The sequence below is a fragment of the Microlunatus sp. GCM10028923 genome (genome assembly GCF_042666975.1).
GTDB lineage: Bacteria > Actinomycetota > Actinomycetes > Propionibacteriales > Propionibacteriaceae > Microlunatus.
This window is the reverse complement of record NZ_JBHTFF010000022.1, coordinates 15,419-32,533: the sequence shown is the minus strand read 5'-3', so window position 1 is coordinate 32,533 and position 17,115 is coordinate 15,419. Positions and strand designations below refer to the sequence as shown.

At 70.5% G+C, this 17,115-nt stretch carries 16 protein-coding genes; 11 read left to right on the top strand and 5 right to left on the bottom strand.

The window, feature by feature from the left end; translation table 11 throughout:
• Nucleotides 1–9 precede the first annotated feature (9 nt).
• From ACFQU4_RS35260 to ACFQU4_RS35235, 6 genes are read left to right on the top strand one after another with little or no spacing between them, the layout of a single operon-like run.
• Nucleotides 10–879: an ABC transporter ATP-binding protein gene (locus tag ACFQU4_RS35260; protein ID WP_377501551.1), complete on the top strand. Its 870-nt coding sequence runs from the start codon at nt 10–12 to the stop codon at nt 877–879.
• Complete coding sequence (locus ACFQU4_RS35255) at nt 872–1,747, top strand: ABC transporter ATP-binding protein (protein WP_377501350.1); 876 nt, start codon at nt 872–874, stop codon at nt 1,745–1,747. Before ACFQU4_RS35260 ends, ACFQU4_RS35255 begins: the two co-directional genes overlap by 8 nt.
• Nucleotides 1,744–1,989, top strand: coding sequence for a hypothetical protein (locus ACFQU4_RS35250; RefSeq protein WP_377501348.1), 246 nt, complete (start codon nt 1,744–1,746; stop codon nt 1,987–1,989). The genes ACFQU4_RS35255 and ACFQU4_RS35250 overlap by 4 nt, the downstream gene beginning before the upstream one ends.
• Nucleotides 1,982–3,820, top strand: a complete 1,839-nt coding sequence (locus ACFQU4_RS35245) for an ABC transporter substrate-binding protein (protein ID WP_377501346.1) — start codon at nt 1,982–1,984, stop codon at nt 3,818–3,820. The genes ACFQU4_RS35250 and ACFQU4_RS35245 overlap by 8 nt, the downstream gene beginning before the upstream one ends.
• On the top strand, nt 3,817–4,269 hold the full coding sequence (locus tag ACFQU4_RS35240; protein WP_377501344.1) for a (deoxy)nucleoside triphosphate pyrophosphohydrolase: 453 nt from the start codon (nt 3,817–3,819) through the stop codon (nt 4,267–4,269). The genes ACFQU4_RS35245 and ACFQU4_RS35240 overlap by 4 nt, the downstream gene beginning before the upstream one ends.
• Before the next feature lie 13 nt (nt 4,270–4,282).
• Entirely contained in the window at nt 4,283–5,431 is a 1,149-nt protein-coding gene (locus tag ACFQU4_RS35235) for a sialidase family protein (protein WP_377501342.1), read from the top strand.
• A gap of 6 nt (nt 5,432–5,437) precedes the next feature.
• On the opposite strand, the gene ACFQU4_RS35230 is transcribed toward ACFQU4_RS35235, so the two are convergent.
• Nucleotides 5,438–6,247, bottom strand: coding sequence for a TIGR03620 family F420-dependent LLM class oxidoreductase (locus tag ACFQU4_RS35230; RefSeq protein ID WP_377501340.1), 810 nt, complete (start codon nt 6,245–6,247; stop codon nt 5,438–5,440).
• A 154-nt stretch (nt 6,248–6,401) separates the two neighbouring features.
• Here ACFQU4_RS35230 and ACFQU4_RS35225 point away from each other — a divergent pair, with 154 nt between their 5' ends.
• The gene (locus tag ACFQU4_RS35225; RefSeq protein ID WP_377501338.1) at nt 6,402–6,692 is read left to right on the top strand and encodes a GlsB/YeaQ/YmgE family stress response membrane protein; all 291 of its coding nucleotides are present in this window, start codon (nt 6,402–6,404) and stop codon (nt 6,690–6,692) included.
• 30 nt (nt 6,693–6,722) lie between these two features.
• On the opposite strand, the gene ACFQU4_RS35220 is transcribed toward ACFQU4_RS35225, so the two are convergent.
• Both ACFQU4_RS35220 and ACFQU4_RS35215 read right to left on the bottom strand, forming a co-directional pair.
• On the bottom strand, nt 6,723–7,907 hold the full coding sequence (locus ACFQU4_RS35220) for an MFS transporter (RefSeq protein ID WP_377501336.1): 1,185 nt from the start codon (nt 7,905–7,907) through the stop codon (nt 6,723–6,725).
• Nucleotides 7,908–8,052: 145 nt separating this feature from the next.
• Nucleotides 8,053–10,068, bottom strand: a complete 2,016-nt coding sequence (locus ACFQU4_RS35215; RefSeq protein WP_377501334.1) for an acetoacetate--CoA ligase — start codon at nt 10,066–10,068, stop codon at nt 8,053–8,055.
• 77 nt (nt 10,069–10,145) lie between these two features.
• Here ACFQU4_RS35215 and ACFQU4_RS35210 point away from each other — a divergent pair, with 77 nt between their 5' ends.
• The 3 genes from ACFQU4_RS35210 to ACFQU4_RS35200 are packed head-to-tail and all read left to right on the top strand — an operon-like array spanning nt 10,146 to nt 12,949.
• Nucleotides 10,146–11,105 carry a DUF389 domain-containing protein gene (locus tag ACFQU4_RS35210; RefSeq protein WP_377501332.1) on the top strand — a complete coding sequence of 320 codons (960 nt, stop codon included), beginning with the start codon at nt 10,146–10,148 and terminating at the stop codon, nt 11,103–11,105.
• The gene (locus ACFQU4_RS35205; protein ID WP_377501330.1) at nt 11,102–12,103 is read left to right on the top strand and encodes a TRM11 family SAM-dependent methyltransferase; all 1,002 of its coding nucleotides are present in this window, start codon (nt 11,102–11,104) and stop codon (nt 12,101–12,103) included. Before ACFQU4_RS35210 ends, ACFQU4_RS35205 begins: the two co-directional genes overlap by 4 nt.
• A 9-nt stretch (nt 12,104–12,112) precedes the next feature.
• Nucleotides 12,113–12,949: an aldo/keto reductase gene (locus tag ACFQU4_RS35200; protein ID WP_377501328.1), complete on the top strand. Its 837-nt coding sequence runs from the start codon at nt 12,113–12,115 to the stop codon at nt 12,947–12,949.
• Nucleotides 12,950–13,412: 463 nt separating this feature from the next.
• Here ACFQU4_RS35200 and ACFQU4_RS35195 read toward each other — a convergent pair whose 3' ends face one another.
• Complete coding sequence (locus ACFQU4_RS35195) at nt 13,413–14,300, bottom strand: RNA polymerase sigma-70 factor (RefSeq protein ID WP_377501326.1); 888 nt, start codon at nt 14,298–14,300, stop codon at nt 13,413–13,415.
• 154 nt (nt 14,301–14,454) lie between these two features.
• On the opposite strand from ACFQU4_RS35195, the gene ACFQU4_RS35190 reads away from it, so the two are divergent.
• Nucleotides 14,455–15,804: an FAD-binding oxidoreductase gene (locus tag ACFQU4_RS35190; RefSeq protein ID WP_377501324.1), complete on the top strand. Its 1,350-nt coding sequence runs from the start codon at nt 14,455–14,457 to the stop codon at nt 15,802–15,804.
• Nucleotides 15,805–15,808: 4 nt separating this feature from the next.
• Here the strand turns inward: ACFQU4_RS35190 and ACFQU4_RS35185 are convergent, their stop codons facing one another.
• The gene (locus ACFQU4_RS35185; RefSeq protein WP_377501322.1) at nt 15,809–17,080 is read right to left on the bottom strand and encodes a hypothetical protein; all 1,272 of its coding nucleotides are present in this window, start codon (nt 17,078–17,080) and stop codon (nt 15,809–15,811) included.
• Nucleotides 17,081–17,115: the final 35 nt, after the last annotated feature.

Sequence of the window (17,115 nt, the reverse complement as noted above, 5' to 3'; positions counted from 1 at the left end):
GGGGTGGACATGACGAACGCCGGCCCGGTCCTGAGCGTCAAGGACCTCACTGTCGAATACCGCACCGAGGCGAGCCAGCGGTCGGACGCGCACGTGCTGCGTGCCGTCGACCGGGTGAGCTTCGAGCTGTACCCGCACGAGAGCATCGCGCTGATCGGCGAGAGCGGGTGTGGCAAGACCACCCTCGCGCTGAGCCTGCTGCGGCTGCTCCCCAAGATCGCCCAGATCAGCGGCGGGGAGCTCGAGTACCGCAACCGCGCGGGTGAACTGATCGACCTGCGCAGCCTCTCCGAGCCGGCCATGCGCCGGTTCCGCTGGTCCGAGGCGGCGATCGTCTTCCAGGGTGCGATGAACTCGTTCAACCCGGTGCTGAAGATCAAGGACCAGATGGCCGACACCATCCGTGATCATCAGGACGGCATCGGCAAACGGGAGATCACCGAGCGGGCCGAGCACGCGCTCCGCGAGGTGGACCTGGAGCCGGGCCGGGTGCTCCGCGCCTACCCGCACGAGCTGTCCGGCGGCATGCGGCAGCGGGTGCTGATCGCGATGGCGATCCTGCTCGAGCCGCAGATCCTGATCTTGGACGAGCCGACCACCGCCCTGGACATCCTGACCCAGCGGCGGATCGTCGATCTGATCTACGACCTGCACGAGCGGCTCGACTTCGCGATGATCTTCGTCTCGCACGACCTGGCGGTGGCGGCCGAGCTGGCCACCCGGGTCGCCACCATGTACGACGGCGAGATGGTGGAGGTCGGCGACGTCCGGGACATCTTCTACCGCCCGCAGCATCCGTACACGCAGAAGTTGATCGGTTCGGTCCCGACGTTGACCGGCGCCACCCGGCGCCCCGACCAGGAGCAGCGCGATGCCTGAAAACAGCCCGTCAGCCCCGGCCGGCAACGGCCCGCTGCTGGAACTCGACTCGATCCGGCAGGTGTTCCACTCGACCCGGGAGAGCGTGGTCGCGGTCAAGGACGTCAGCCTCAACGTTGGGCCCGGCGAGGTGGTCTGCCTGGTCGGCCAGAGCGGCTCCGGCAAGAGCACGCTGGCCAAGATCGCCGCCGGACTCCGGCGGCCGACCGGCGGTCAGGTCCGGTACGACGGCAAGGACGTCTACGACCGGCGGAACCGGCGGGCCTGGAAGACGTTCAGGCGCGGCGTGCAGTACGTGCACCAGGACCCGTACGCCTCGCTGAACCCCATCCAGGACGTCTACACGATCCTCTCCGCGCCACTCCTGGAGCACAAGCTGGTCAAGGGCCCGGACGAGGCCGAGCAGCGGGTCCGGGAACTGTTGCTGGAGGTGGATCTGAAGCCGGCCGACCGGTTCATCTCGCTGTTCCCGCACCAGATGTCCGGCGGTCAGCGGCAGCGGGTCGCGGTGGCCCGGTCGCTGACGCTGAACCCGAAGGTGATCTTGGCCGACGAGGCCACCTCGATGCTGGACGTCTCGATCCGGATCGGGTTGCTCGAGATGCTGACCCGGCTCCGGGTGGACCGGCAGGTCGGCATGTTGTTCATCACCCACGACCTGGCGATGGCCAAGTTCTTCGGTGCCGAGGGCACCATGGCCGTGATGCGGCACGGCGCGGTCGTCGAGTCCGGCCCGACCCTCGACGTGATCGAGCGGCCGCAGCACCCGTACACGCAGGCGTTGTTGGAGGCCTGTCCGGAGCCGGACCCGGACCTGGCCCAGCAGCGCCGCACCGCCCGCCGGCTGCAGGAGGCGACGGCGCGATGAAGCTGCCCCTGGAGATGGGCCGGGCCGGGCTCGGCATGATCATGTTCGTCTTCGTGATGGCCGCCATGATCTTGTACTTCGGCCGGCCGGCACCCGGCACCGGCCCCTTCGTGATCACCATGATCATGCTGGTCGGAGCGGCGGTCCTGTGCACGCTCCTGATGATCATTCTCCGGCGATCGAGTCGATCCGACGATCGCAGCAGTCCCGAACACCCAGAGAAGAGGAAGCACCATGACTGATGGGCCCCGGCCGGGATCACTCCCGGCCTTCACCCGACGCTCGTTCACGGCCCTGGTCCTGGGCGCTGCGAGCGTGCCCGCACTCGGCGCCTGTATGCGGGCCAACCCGAACCCCGGCGAGGAAGGCAACGGAGGTGGCGGCTCCAGCAACCCCGACGGCGTCTTCCACGCCGCCTATCCGTATGTCATGCCGCCGACCGGCCATTTCAACTTCACCCCCGGCCTGGTCAACGGCGTCACGCTCGGCATCTACCGCGAGTTCACCCTGCCGGCCGGTGCGTTGTGGGACTGGGCCGCCGAGGAGTGGTTCTACCTGCTCGCCGAGGGCCACGACTACGACGAGAAGAAGTTCACCTACCAGTTGCGCCAGGGCCTGACCTGGAGCGACGACTCGCCGATCACCACCAAGGACGTCGAGATCACCTTCTGGCTCCGCTGGCTGATGAACCAGCAGGAGTGGCCGATGATCAGCGGGCTGAAGACCGTCGACGACAAGACGGTCGAGTTCGAGCTGAGCGCGCCGTCGACCATGATCGACCGGCGGATCCTGAAGGCTCCGATCATCCCCGCCGCCGTGTACGGAAGCTACGGCGAACGGGCCAAGGAGATCTTCGAGGCCGGCAAGGCCACCGACTCGACCGAGGCGAACACGCTGCGCGAGGAGATCTCGGCCTGGCGCCCGAAGGACAACGCCAAGGAGGTGCTGTCGTCGGGGCCGTTCCACTGGGAGATCGATTCGATGACCGACGCCCGGTTGACGCTGAAGAAGCGGGACTCCGGGCTGTTTGCCGACCAGGTCAAGTTCAAGACCATCCAGATCTACAACGGCGAGACCAACGACATCACGCCGCTGGTGCTGGACGGCACGATCGACTACGCGACCCACGGCTTCCCGGTCTCGACCCAGAAGAACTGGGAGTCCGACGGCAAGCACCGCACGCTGCAGCCGGCGATCTACAGCGGGACCGGGATGGTCTTCGGCCTGAACCGGCGCGCCGAGTTCAAGGACGCCCGGTTCCGGCAGGCGATCGCGCACGCGGTCGACCGGGCCGAGGCCGGCCTGATCTCGCTGGACTCCTCGGCCAAGGTCTCAGCGACCATGTCCGGCATGCCGGCGCTGCTCGACGAGCGCTGGCTCGACGAGGACACCAAGGCCAAGCTCAACCCGTACCCGTTCGATCAGGACAAGGCGGCGGCGCTGCTGGAAGAGGCCGGCTGGAAGCGCAACAACAACCAGTGGTCGACGCCGGAGGGCAAGCCGGCCGAATACCAGTACACCTTCCCGAGCGACTTCGCCGATGTGCCGCCGACCGCGCAGTACTTCGCCGAGAAGCTGACCAAGTTCGGCATCAAGGTCGCGCTGGACGGCATCGAGAGCCCGAACATGAGCGACCGGGTCGCCAAGAGCCGGTTCGACCTCTGCCACGCGGGCTGGGGCGGCGGCGACGTCCATCCGCAGTACGCGTTCACGGCCGCGTTCATCACCGACAACGAGCCGATCACCCGCAACCTGGGCGGCCGCGGGATCGACTACGACCTCGTCCGCGACGTCCCGGGGATGGGCAAGATCAACATCCAGGAACTGGTCACGAAGTCCGGTCAGGGACTGAACGAGGACGAGCAGCGGAAGCTGATCCAGCAGCTCGCGTTGATCTTCAACACCGAGCTGCCCCGGCTCCCGATCTGGGAGCGGTTCGGCAACAACCCGGCTCAGGAAGGCGTCCGGGTCAAGCAGTTCCCGGCCAACGACGACCCGATCTGGCAGAGCGCGGCCTACACCGACAACCCGGTGGTCATGTCGCTGTTCCGGGGGACGATCATTCCTTCGTGACCTCAGCAACGTCCGCGACCACCGGCCCGGAACACCCCGGGCTGGTGGTCGCGGCGGCCATTCTCGATGATCGTGTACGGCCTCGCCGGGTGCTCGCCGCCCGGCGCAGCCGGCCCGCCCACCTGGCCGGCCGCTGGGAGTTCCCGGGCGGCAAGGTGGAGCCGGGCGAGGCCCCGGCCGACGCCCTGGTCCGCGAGCTCGTCGAGGAGCTCGGCGTCGAGATCTCGGTCGGCACCGAACTCACCGACGGAGCGCCGTGGATGATCACTCCGGCCTGGCAGCTCCGGGTCTGGACCGCCACCCTGGCCGCGGAACCCGGCCCCATCCCCGGCGACTCGCACGACGAGCTGCGCTGGCTGCCTCGGGACGGGCTCGGGTCGGTCGACTGGCTGGAGCCCGACCGGCCGGCCGTGAATCTGATTCGCTCTCTGGATTTGCTATTTCATTGACTAGAATCTGGTCATGTCCACCGACCAGCGGCCGCAGGCCGCCTTGCGCATCATGGATTCCCGACCGGTCGTGGACAGCGTCCCGGCCATGTTCCCCGCCCTGACCGCGGTCGGCGACGACCTGCTGGTCTCCTTCTCGACCGTTCCCGACGGCTGGCCGGGCGGCCGGGTCGGGCTGGTCCGCTCGGCCGACGGCGGCCGCAGCTGGAGTTCGCCGGAGTTCCTGGCCGGCCCGGACGAGACCAGCGAGGCGGCGCTCGGCGCGGTGTCGATGACGACGACGGCGACCGGCCGCGTGCTGCTGCCGTACAACCGGGTCAGCTGGGTCGGGAACGGCGTCGACGGCCGCCGGATCTCGGCACACCTGATCAACTCCGACGACGGCGGCCGGACCTGGTCGGCCGAACGCCGGGTGGCGGCCGACTTCCACGGCCCGGCAATCTACGGCCGGTTGCTGCCGACCGCCGACGGCCGGATCCTGCTGCCCGTGTGGGGGCAGCGCCGCGAGGGCGACCGCTGGCAGGCGGCGCTCTACCAGTCCGCCGACGACGGCGAGACGTTCGGCTGGCTGGCCACCGTCGCGCACGACCCGACCGCCCGGTTGATCGGCGCCTACGCCGCCCCGACGGTGAGCGGCGAGACCGCCGACGGGCGGCCTGACCTGTCCGCGACCACCGATCCCGACTTCCGGCCGCACGCGGCCATCGACGGGTTCAACGAGTTCACCGTGATCGAGGACGACGGCCGGCTGGTGGCGGTGCTGCGGCAGCAGGGGGTCGGCGGGGACGACACCCTCCAGTTGTTCGGCGCCGAGTCGACCGACGGCGGCCGGACCTGGAGCCCGTACCAGAAGCTGGGCTTCGCCGGGATGTCGCCGTGCCTGCACCGGCGGCCGTCCGGGCAGTACGTCCTCGCCTACCGCCGGGCGACCGGGGACGGCTCGGCGCCGGGGGTCGAACTGCGGCTGAGCGAGGGCGTCGGCCGGCCCTGGAGTGCCCCGATCGAGCTCGAGTATCCGGACGGGCAACGGCCCACCGCCGAATACCAGTGTGGGTATCCGGCGCTGGCCGACCTGCCGGACGGGACGCTGCTGGTCGTGTTCTACGGCTACCGCCGCGACCACGGCCGCTACCTGGTCAGCAACCGGCTCGGCCCGGCCTGACGCCGATCACCCGGCCCGCAGGCCGAGGAGCTCACTGAGGTCGGCGGCCAGGGCCTCGGCGCCGGGCCCGGTCGGGCTGATGATCACCTGGTCGGCGCCGGCGTCCCACTGCTTCCGTACGGCAGCGGCCACGGTCTCCGCCGAGCCCCACGGGACCAGGGCGTCGACCACCCGGTCGTCCAGCCGGTCCAGTTCGCCCTCGCTGAAGCCGATCCGGATCAGATGCGCGCGGTAGCCGGGCACCTGGGTCAGGAACCCGAGCGTCTCCCGGGCCGTCGCGCGAGCCCGTACCGGATCCAGGTCGGCGACCGCGAGCAGCATGACGAGCTGCTGGGCGCCGCCGAGCGCGACCCGGGCCTGCTCGGTGAACTCCGGCGTGACCAGGAGTGTGATCGCGCCGGCGAAGCGGTCGCGCGCCAGTTCCAGCTTCCGCGGGCCCAGCGCGGCGAGATAGCGACGATCGACCGGGACCACGGGCTCGTCCCGGTCCAGCCGGTCCAGATAGTCGCGCAGCGCACCCAGCGATCGGGGTTGCTGGGCGGCGCCGAGCCCGACCAGAAACCGGCCCGGCGCCGCGGTCTCGAGGCCGGCGTAGCTGCGGGCGACCTGCTCCGCCGGATACACCCCGGTCGGGATCACCGCGGTGCCGATCGTCATCCGTTCGGTCGCGCCGGCCAGCTCGTCCAGCAACCCGAGCGACGACAGCTGACCGCCGGCGATCCAGATCGCGTCGTAGCCGAGTTGTTCGTAGCCGCGCGCCTGCCGGGCCAGGTCGTCCGTCGCCTCGATGCTGATGCCTGCTCTGCCGATGTCCATACCCACGAAGCTAGGAGTTCAACCGCGGTTGAGATCAAATCCGGGTGCGCTCGATCACGGTTTGATGTCGGCGGGACACGGCACGCAGATTCCTGCTCCTGATCATCGCCAGATCCGGCGAACGAGCGCTACGTTGGTTTGGTCCAACTAACGATTGAGGGAGACAGAGATGGGCTTTCTTGGATTCTTGCTGTTGGGCCTGATTGCGGGAGCCATTGCCAAGTTGATCCTGCCCGGGAAGCAGGCCGGCGGGTGGATTTCCACCCTCATTCTCGGAGTCGTCGGAGCATTGCTCGGCGGCTGGCTCGGCGGGCTGATCTTCGACATCAACCTCGGCGGATTCTTCGAATTGCGCAGTTGGTTGCTCGCCATCGTCGGCTCGCTGATCGTGTTGATCATCTGGGGATTCATCTCCAGTCGACTCGGCAGCAAGAAGGCCGACTGACACTCGGTCGGGTGGGAGTTGATCAGCTCGTCAGCTGATCAACTCCTCCTGCCGTACCGGAACCAACGACACCGCCACGGCCGGGCAGAGCGCGGTCAGGGCGAAGGCCAACGGAAAGCCCAGCACGGTGATCGCCGCGCCCAGCACCGGCGGCACCAGCGAACCGGTCAGGAACTGGGCCGTATTCTGCGCGCCGAGCGCCCGGCCGGACCAGAACGGACCGGCCCGCTCCGCGATCGCCGTGAAGGCGAGCCCGTTGTCGGCCACCGTGATCACGGTGGCGAGGACCAACAGCACCACGGCCGCAGGGGAATCGAACTGATCGGCGGCGGCCAGCATGATCATCGTCGCGGCCGCCGCGATCGCCACCCAGCGCAGCGGCCGCATCCGGCTCCGGACCCGGTCCGACAACTGCCCGGCGGCGATCCGGCCCAGGGCGCCGAGCACCTGGGTGATCGCGATCAAGGTGCCGGCGGCGCCGGGCGACCAGCCCCGTTCGCCGATCAGCCAGACCAGGCCGAACGTCCAGACCATGAACTGCGGCACCACCAGCAGCACCGACACCGCGTGCACCCGCCAGAGGAACCCGCCGCTCCGGTACGGGTTCGCCAGCTGACCCGCCGCGGCCGGGTCGGACCGCTCGGGCCGAGCCGGGTCGAGGACGACCAGGTACGACAGCCCGGCGGCGGCGATGGCCAGCGCCGCGGCCAGCCAGAGCGCGGCGCCGATCCCGTACCCGGGAGCCAGGGTGGGCACGGTGATCGCAGCCAGCCCGACCCCGAGCGGCTGGGCCATCTGCCGGATCCCCATCGCCAGGCCGCGCCGGTGCGCCGGGAACCAGCCGACGACCACCCGCCCGCTGGCGGCGTTGGTGCTGGCGGCGGCCATCCCGCCGAGCAGCAGGAACACCGAGATCATGATCATGGACGAGGCGGTGAGCGCCGCCCCGGCACCCGCGACCGCGGTGAGCGCGGTGCCGACCACCAGCACCCGGCGCTCGCCGAAGCGGTCGACGGCGGCTCCCCAGGCGATCAGGGTGAGCATGGTCCCGATCGTCGGCATGGCGACCACGACACCGGCCTCGACCAGCGTCAGCCGATGCCGGCCGTGCAGTTCGGGAATCAGGAACGCCGTGCCGTGAACGAAGAACGCACTGGTCGCCTGCGCCAGCATGCTCACCGCCAGCAGTGCCCAGCGCCGGAACTCACTGATCATGATCGTCTCACATTTCAGGACAGAACGTCTCGTATCATGATCAGCGTAACTCTCGCGCACTGAGCTTGTCGAAGTGCCAGCCTGACCGGGCCTTGCCCCCTTCGACAGGCTCAGGACATGCTTCGACAGGCTCAGGGAACGTTGTTCAGTTCCCCTTCTGGTCGCGCAGCGGAGCCAGGCGCGGCTCGTGGCGGGCGAAGTCGGCGAACCAGTCGAGCATCTCGGGCGCCGTGATCGAGCCGCGGCCGCCGCTCACCGAGGCCAGGTCGGCGCCGCGCAGGATCCGCTTCACCGGCACCTCGAGCTTCTTGCCGGTCAGGGTGCGCGGCACCGCGGGCACGGCGATGATCGCGTCCGGGACGTGCCGTGGCGACAGCTTGGTCCGCAGCTCGGACTTGATCTTCGCCGTCAGTGCGTCATCCAGCTCGATCTCGGCATCGGTGACGACGAACAAGGGCAGGAAGTAGCCGCCGTCCGGCAGGTCGAGCCCGATCACCAGGCTGTCCGCGACGCCGGGCACCCCCTCGACGACGCCGTACAGCTCGGCCGAGCCCATCCGGACTCCCTGCCGGTTCAGGGTGGCGTCGGAGCGGCCGGAGATCGCCGCCGAGCCGTCGGCGAAGATCGTGATCCAGTCGCCGTGCCGCCAAACGCCGGGATAGAGATCGAAGTAGGTCTCCCGGTAGCGCTCCCCGGTCGGGTCGCCGAGCAGCCGGAGCGGCATCGACGGCAGCGGCGCGGTGATCACCAGCTCGCCCTCGGTGCCGATCAGGTCGTGGCCGTCGGGATCCCAGCTGTGCAGGTCCGCCCCGAGGTACGGCGCCGCCATCCGGCCCGCGTGCACCGGGAGCAGCTGGGACGCGCCGATCAGCACGCCGCAGAGATCCGTGCCGCCGCTGACCGAGGCGAACCAGCACCGGTCCGACACCGCCTCCGCGACCCAGACCCACGCCTCGGTCGGCAGCGTCGAGCCGGTCTGCAGGATCGACCGCAGCCGGCTCAGGTCATGATCATCGCGGGGCCGCGCGCCGGCCCGGAAGTCGGCGTCCAGGTAGCCCGCGCCGATCCCGAGCACCGTGGCCCCGGTCCGGGCGGCGACCCGCCAGACCGCGTCGCCGCCGCCGGCCATCGGGCTGCCCTCGTACAAGATCACGGTGGCGCCGAGGCCCAGCCCGCCGACCAGGTAGTTCCACATCATCCAGCTCGCCGAGGTGATCACGCAGTAGCGGTCGTCCGGCCGGATGTCGGAGCCGAGCCCGATCGAGGCCAGAAAGCCGAACACGATGCCGCCGTGGGACTGGACGATCCCCTTCGGCCGGCCGGTGGTGCCGGAGGACCAGAGCACCCACAGCGGATGATCGAACTCGAGGTCGGCGAAGATCAGCTCGGCCTCGGGGGCCACTGCGTCGGTCCAGGCGATCCGATGCGGACCGAGGTCGGACCAGTCGGCGCCGCCGACCAGGTCGACCGTGATCACCAGGCGAAGCCCGGGCAGGGCGGTGATCAACTCGCGGGCCTGGGCCGTCCGGTCGAACAGCTTGCCGTTGTAGCGGTAGCCGTCGGCGACCAAGATCACCGTCGGCTTGGCCTGCTCGAACCGGCTGACCACGGCAGACACCCCGAAGTCGGGCGAGCAGGAGGTCCAGGTGGCGCCGACGCTGGCCGCGGCCAGCAGCGCGATCACGGTCTCCGCGACGTTCGGCAGGTACGCGGCGACGCAGTCGCCCGGCCCGATCCCCGCCGCCCGCAGGGTCTCGGAAAGTCCGGCGACCCGGCAGCGCAATTCGGCCCGGGTCAGCTCGACCGGCTGGTCCCGCTCGTCGATCGCGATCAGCGCGGTCGGCGACTCGTCCGGCAGCGGCCGGAGCATCTCCTCGGCGAAGTTGATCCGCGCGCCGGGACACCAGCGGGCGCCGGGCATCGTCGGATCGGCCAGGATCCGTTCCGCGCCAAGATCGACTCCGGGCCGGAAGTAGCGCCACAGGGCCGCCCAGAACTCCTCCGGCCGCTCGACGCTCCAGCGGTGCAGCGACCCGTAGTCGGGGTGCTGCAGGCCGAGGTCGGCGGCCACGAAGTCCCGGAACCGGGCCACCTGCGACCGCAGCATCGCGTCCTCGTCCGGGGTCCACAGTTCCGTTCCGGCCGTGTTCTCGGCGATCATCGCCTCGCTCCCTTCCGCGCTGTCGGGAAGGCTATGCGATTCTGGACGGCGAATCGAGAGTTCGGGCGTCGAGCACAATGATCACGGAGGAGGACCGGATGCTGCATCTGCGGGTGATCTCACCCGACGGGCTCACCGAGCCGACGCTGGAGCTGCTGCGCGACGACGAGGCGGTGACGCACCTGTTCGTGCTGCGCGGCGCCGCGCAACGTCCGGCCGGCGACGTGATCAGCTGCGACATCGCGCGGGAGGGCGCCCAGGACATCCTGGACCGGCTCCGCGAGCTGGGGCTCGAGGAGCACGGCGGCATCAGCGTCGAACAGGTCGACCTCACGCTCTCCTCCGCGGCCGACTCGGCCGTCGACCAGACGCCGGGTGAGTCGAGCGACGCGATCGTCTGGTCCGACATCGAGCAGCGGTCCGGCGACGAGGCGAAGCTGAGCTGGACGTACCTTGTCTTCATGACGGTCGCCATGATCATCGCCAGCATCGGCGTGCTGCTGGACCAGCCGATCCTGATCGTCGGCTCGATGGTGGTCGGTCCGGAGTTCGGGCCGCTGGCCGCCCTCTGCACCGGCATCGTCGGCGGCCGGCGGAGCCTGATCGCCCGGCCCTTCGGCACCCTGCTGGCCGGCTTCGGCGTCGGCATGATGATCACCATCGGCACCACCTGGCTGTTCACCGCGCTCGGCCTGATCAATCGCGAGATGCTGCTCGAGCCGCGTCCACTGACCAGCTTCATCTGGCACCCCGACGCGCTGTCCTGGGTGATCGGCCTGCTGGCGGGCATCGCCGGGATGCTGTCCCTGACCGCGGCGAAGTCCGGCGCCCTGGTCGGCGTGCTGATCTCGGTGACCACGATCCCGGCCGCCGCCAACGCCGCGGTCGCCCTCGCCTACTGGGTTCCGTGGGAGGCCGGCGGCTCGGCCCTGCAGTTGTTGATCAACCTCGCCGCGATCATCGTGGCCGGAGTGCTCACCTTGATCATCCAGCGGTACGCCCAGCGGCAGCTGGCCCGGCGACGGAGCCGGGCATGATCACCGACCGGGTGGAGTTCCGTACCATCGGCGGCGCCGAGGACCTGCTGGCCGAGGAGCTCGGCGACGCCGGCCTGACCGAGCTGGCCCTGGGCGAGCGCCGGGTCACCGCGACCGTCACCGGCCCGCCCGAGACGCTGACCCGGCTCCGGCTCAGCTCCACCGCGTCGCTGCCCCTCGGAGATGCGGCCGAACCCGACCTCGGGCCGCTGCGCGAGTCCGCCGACCGCGGGATGATCGCGGCGCTGGCTCCCGAGCACGGCCCGGTCACCTTCCGGGTCGGCCACGATTCCACCGAGGTCCGCACCGCCCTCACCGAGCGGATCAGCGCGGAGTTCGGCTGGGAGAACGCGCCGGGCGACTGGCTGGTCAACCTCACCCGGTACGGGGAGCGCTGGCTGGCCGAGCTCGGGCCGCTGCACTGGACCCGGCGCTTCGGCCGGCTGGAGCGCCTGCCCTGGTCCAGCACGCCGGTGCTGGCGGCGACGCTGGTCCGGCTGGCCAAGATCGGCCCCGGCGACCTGGTCGCGGATCCCTTCTGCGGCACCGGAACCCTGCTGGTCCTGGCCGGACTGGCCGTGCCCGAGGTACGGCTCTTCGGCTCCGACCGGGACCCCGAGGCGATCCGGCTGGCCAAGCTCAACGCCGACCGGTTCGGCATCCGGGCTCGCTGGCGTACCGGATCGGCCGAGTCGATCGACCTCCGCGACGGCGCGGCAGCCCGGGTGATCGCGAACCTCCCGTTCGGCAAGCAGGTCGGCAGCCACCGCGACAACGAACAGCTCTATCCGGCCGCGCTGCGGGAGATCGGCCGGATCCTCGACCAGCGCGGCCGGGCCGTGCTGCTCACCGACGACAAGCGGCTGTTCGCCGAATCCGTCCAGCGGACCGGCGGGATCAAGATCATCCGGGAGCGGGTGCTGAGCTTCGGCGGGGTCAGCCCGACCGCGTACGTGATCACGCCGACCACCAGGAACCGGCGCGGCCGCGGCCGATAGGCTTCGGGCATGACTTCCGTGCCAGTGATCACCTTGAACAATGGCGTCACCATTCCCCAGTTGGGATTCGGGGTCTACCAGGTGCCGCCGGAGCAGACCCGGGAGGCCACCCTGGCCGCGCTGCAGATCGGCTACCGGCACATCGACACGGCCGAGATGTACCGCAACGAACGCGGCGTCGGCGAGGCGGTCCGGGAGTCCGGGCTGGCCCGCGAGGACGTGTTTGTCACCAGCAAGCTGAACAACCCGTACCAGACCCGCGACGACGCCCTGGCCGCGTTCGAGCGGACGCTGGCCGAGCTCGACCTCGGCTATCTCGACCTGTTCCTGATCCACTGGCCGCTGCCGACCGTCCGCGACTACGTCGAGACCTGGCGGGTGATGGAGGAGATCCTGACCGGCGGCCGGGTCCGCGCGATCGGCGTCTCCAACTTCGAGCCGGCCCACCTGGACCGGCTGGCCGCCGAGACCGACACCGTGCCCGCGATCAACCAGATCGAGGCGCACCCGTACCTGACCAACGACGTCGTCCGCGGCTACAACCAGGCGCACGGGATCGCGACCGAGGCCTGGGCGCCGATCGCGAAGGGCAAGGTCGCGGAGGACCCGGTGATCAAGGGCATCGCCGAGCGGGTCGCCCGGACCCCCGCCCAGGTCACCCTGCGCTGGCACCTGCAGCGCGGCGACATCGTCTTCCCGAAGTCGATCACCCGCAGCCGGGTCGAAGAGAACTTCGCCCTGTTCGACTTCGAGCTCTCCGACGCCGACGTCGCCGCGATCAGCGCCCTCAACACCGACGCCCGAATCGGCCCACACCCCGACGTGATGGACCGCGTCACGACCTGATGCCGGTGAGTCGACGGAACGCGTAGCCCAGCACCGGGATCCCGCGGTCGAAGCGGGCCCCGGCCGGCTCGGCGTGGAACCGGCCGGGCTGCCGATCACCACCGCCTCAACCCGCCCCCACGCGTGGGTTTGTCGACAACCGCACGCGATTAGTGGGATTCCGTGTCGGGTTGTCGACAACCGCACTCCTGCTACTCCGGCTGACTTGCGTCGGGTTGTCGTCAACGGCACTCCCCGCTATCCCGGCTGACTGGCGCCGCCCGCTCGCCACCGGCCGCCCCGAGCGACCGATCGAGCGATCGAGCGCTGGGGCGCCGAGTGTGACGATACGACCAACCGATATCGATTTCATCGGTCCGTAACGTCACACTCGAGGTAGTGGGACCCTTGCCGCGCTCGCCGAGATACGCGTGGACTGGTGGCGGGTCTGGCCGAGGCACCCCTGCTGATCACGTGAGTTCGATCAGCGGGTGATCGTGGTCGGCTCGGTGAGGCGGGAGAGCTTGGCCGGGTTCCGGACCAGGTAGATCCCGGTGATCATGCCGCCGTCGAGCCGCACCGTGAGGACGGTGTTGATCTTGCCGTCGATGCGCATGATCAGGGCCGGCCAACCGTTGATCATGACCTGCTCGATCGACTCGATGTCCAGGATCGGCATCCGCAGCGAGAGCAGGTCAACGATCCGGTCGGCGCCGACCAGGGGCTCCAGGGTCGCCTGGACGACGCCGCCGCCGTCGCCTAGCAGCACGACGTCGGGCGCCAGCCGGTCCGCCAGGGCCTGCAGTTCGCCGGTCTCGACCGCTCGCTGGAACGCCTGCAGCGCGGCGCCGGCCTCCTCCCGGGACACCTCGCCGCGGGGCCGGCGGGCGGCCACGTGTTCCCGGGCGCGGTGCGCGATCTGGCGGACCGCGGCCGGGCTCTTGTCGACCGCCGCGGCGAGCTCGTCGTACCCGAGGCCGAAGACCTCGCGCAGCACGAACACCGCGCGCTCGGTCGGTGACAGCGTCTCCAGCACCAGCAGCATGGCCAGCGACACGCTCTCGGCGAGCTCGACGTCCTCGGCCACGTCGGGCGAGGTCAGCAGCGGCTCCGGGAGCCACGGACCGACGTAGGACTCCCGGCGCCGGCCGAGCGAGCGCAACCGGTCGAGGGCCTGCCGGGTGACGATCCGGACCAGGTAGGCCCGCCGGTCCCGTACCTCGTCGAGGTCGACCGCGGCCCACCTCAGCCACGATTCCTGCAACACGTCCTCCGCGTCGGCGGCCGAGCCGAGCAGCTCGTAGGCCACGGTGAAGAGCAGGTTCCGGTGCTCGACGAACGTCTCGGTGGCGGCGTCCGGGTCGCTGGCCATGGTGCTCCTCTGGTTCGGCGGACACCCATAAGACTCCACCCACCGCGCGCGTGTGACAGGCCGGGGCTGGTGAGCTAGGTCACAACGGAGGCCGGTCACAGCGCCTCGTCGGGCGGCGTCTTGTGAACGTTCAGCTGACCTGGAAGGACACATCATGAGCACGACGCTCGAACTCCTCGGCCGTGACTTCGGCGGAGACATCATCGACAGCAGCAGTGATCAGTACCCGGCGGCGAGCCGGACGCCGCTCGCCCTGGGCAGCCCGGCCATGGTCCTGCGACCCGTGACGGTGGCCGATGTCCGGGCCGCGGTGCGGTTCGCCGCGGCGAGCGGCCTGCCGCTGTCCGTCCGCGGCGGCGGCCACGCGTTCGCCGGCTTCGGCACCAACGACGGCGGTGTGGTGATCGATCTCGGCCGGCTCGCCGGCGTCGAGGTGATCGATGAGGACCGGCACCTGGTCCGGATCGGCGGCGGGGCCACCTGGGGCCAGGTCGCCGACGCCCTCGCCCCGCACGGTCTGGCCATCTCCTCCGGCGACACCCGGAGCGTCGGCGTCGGCGGCCTGACGCTGGGCGGCGGGATGGGCTGGAAGGTCAGGAAGTACGGGCTCGCGCTGGACAGCCTGGTCGCGGCGGAGTTGATCACCGCGGACGGCGAGCTGGTCCGGGCCGACGCCGATGATCATGCCGACCTGTTCTGGGCGATCCGCGGTGGCGGCGGCAACTTCGGGATCGTGACCGCCTTCGAGTTCGCGGCCCATCCGACCACCGACGTCCACTTCGGCAAGATCACCTTCCCGCGGGACCAGGCGACGCAGGTGCTCCTGGGCTGGGCCGACCTGATCCGCGACGCGGCACCGGAGCTCACTGCCATCGCCGACTTGGCCAACCCGGCCGCCGGCGGTCCCGAGGCTCCGGTCCAGGTCCACGTCGCCGTGGACACCGACGATCCCGACCTGGCGGCCCGGACCCTGGAGCCGCTGCGCCGGCTCGCGCCGGTGATCGACGACGACGTCACGCTCCGCCCGTACGGGGACCTGCTGGTGGAGGGCCAGGTGCTGCCGCCGGGGTTGCAGCTGATCCCCCGCAACGCCTTCGTCGACAGGGATTCCGTACCGCAGGCGCTGTCGATCCTGGCCGAGGTCGGCACGTCCGGACGGTCTCCGTTCATCGCCCTGCGCAGCCTCGGCGGTGCCGTGTCCCGGGTGGCCGGCGAGGCCACCGCGTATCCGTACCGGCAGGCCGAGCTGATGATCACCACCATCGTCGCCGGACCGCCACCGGTGATCGAGGCCGCCGGCCCCGGGGTGGCGGCGCTGTGGGAACGGCTGGATCCGTACGTGTACGGGGCCTACGCCAACTTCCTCGGCGGGACGTCCGCGGATGATCTTGCCGCGGTCTACCCGCCGGCGACCCTGAGCCGGCTGGCGGCGATCAAGCGACGTTACGACCCGGCCAACCTGTTCGCCCGGAACCACAACATCAGCCCCGCGCCGGTCGGCTGACGGTTCAGGCCGGCGCGATCCGGTACGTCGCGAAGCCCTTCGAGTCCACGGTGATCAGCCAGCGGTCGTTCACCGCGGCGAGAATGCCGTGCAGGCTGGGCGAGCGCGGCGTGCCGGAGCGGTCGAGCGCCGCCACGCCGATCAGGTCGGCGTCGCTCTCCCAGGTGCCCTGGGTGCCCGTCAGCTCTCCCCAGACATAGGGGCCGACTCCGGACCGCACGTCGAATTCGAGTCCGCCCGGGCGGCCGCGGCCGTGCTGCGGCTTCCCGTCCGGCAGCACCTGGGTGAAGAAGCCGCTCGACCAGGGGCTCCACCAGTCGTCGCCGGCGTCCCAGGCCAGCAGCGGCGGATCGGTCATGATCGGCAGGGGCTGGGCCTCGGCCTCGTAGTCGATCCGCTCGCCGGTGGCCAGCCGGAAGACCCGGTAGCCGTTCAACACGGTGTAGCCCGCGGCGGTGGCGCGATGATCACCGAGGTAACGCAGTTCCTGATCATCAGCCCAGCGCTGTTCACCGGTCCCGGCGGCCAGGGTTCGCAGCGTCCAGACGGCGCGGCTGCCGGCGCGGAGCTCGCGCTGTCCGACCACCACGAACTCACCGTCGGCCCCGAGGCCGAGCACGTCCGGTGCCGACCAGAGGGTACGCCCGGTCCGGCCGTCGACGGCGATCGTGGTCACCGGTGCGTCGGCCGCGGGCCAGTCGATCCCGACCTCGGGTGTGACGGTGATGATCACGCACGCGTCGGACACGGCGGTGATCACGGGACGATCGGCCGACGGCTCCGAGGTGGCGACGCCCCACACCGGCTCGCCGGTCGTCAACCGGACCCCGATCACCCCGCTGGCCGGCTTCGCACCGTCGTCGCTGACGTACGGGAGCGGCAGGATGTCGCCGACGGCCCGGAGCAGGGGATTCTGAAAGCTCGCCCCGAAGGAGCCGGCCGCCACCCGCCCGCAGCCGCTGAGCCGGACCCGCCCGACCGTCGGCGCGGTGATCGACTGCCCGACCTTGATCGACCACCGCTCCGCCCCGGTGGCCGCGTCCAGGGCGGTGATCCGCTCGGGCTCGCGCTCGGCGCCCTCGGCGTACAGGACCGTGTTCCCGACCAGGCTCAACCGGTCGACCAGGTAGTCGATCCCGCGCCCGGCATCCCAGGGCACCGGCCGGTCCCAGACCCGGTCCAGCGCGAGCTCCGGGGCCCGCGAGCCGGTGCCCGAGCAGGAGGCGAGCAGCGGGAGGGACACGATCGCGGCGAGCACGGTACGGCGATTCGGCACCCGGGCATTGTGGCAGTCGACCGTGCCGGGCCGGG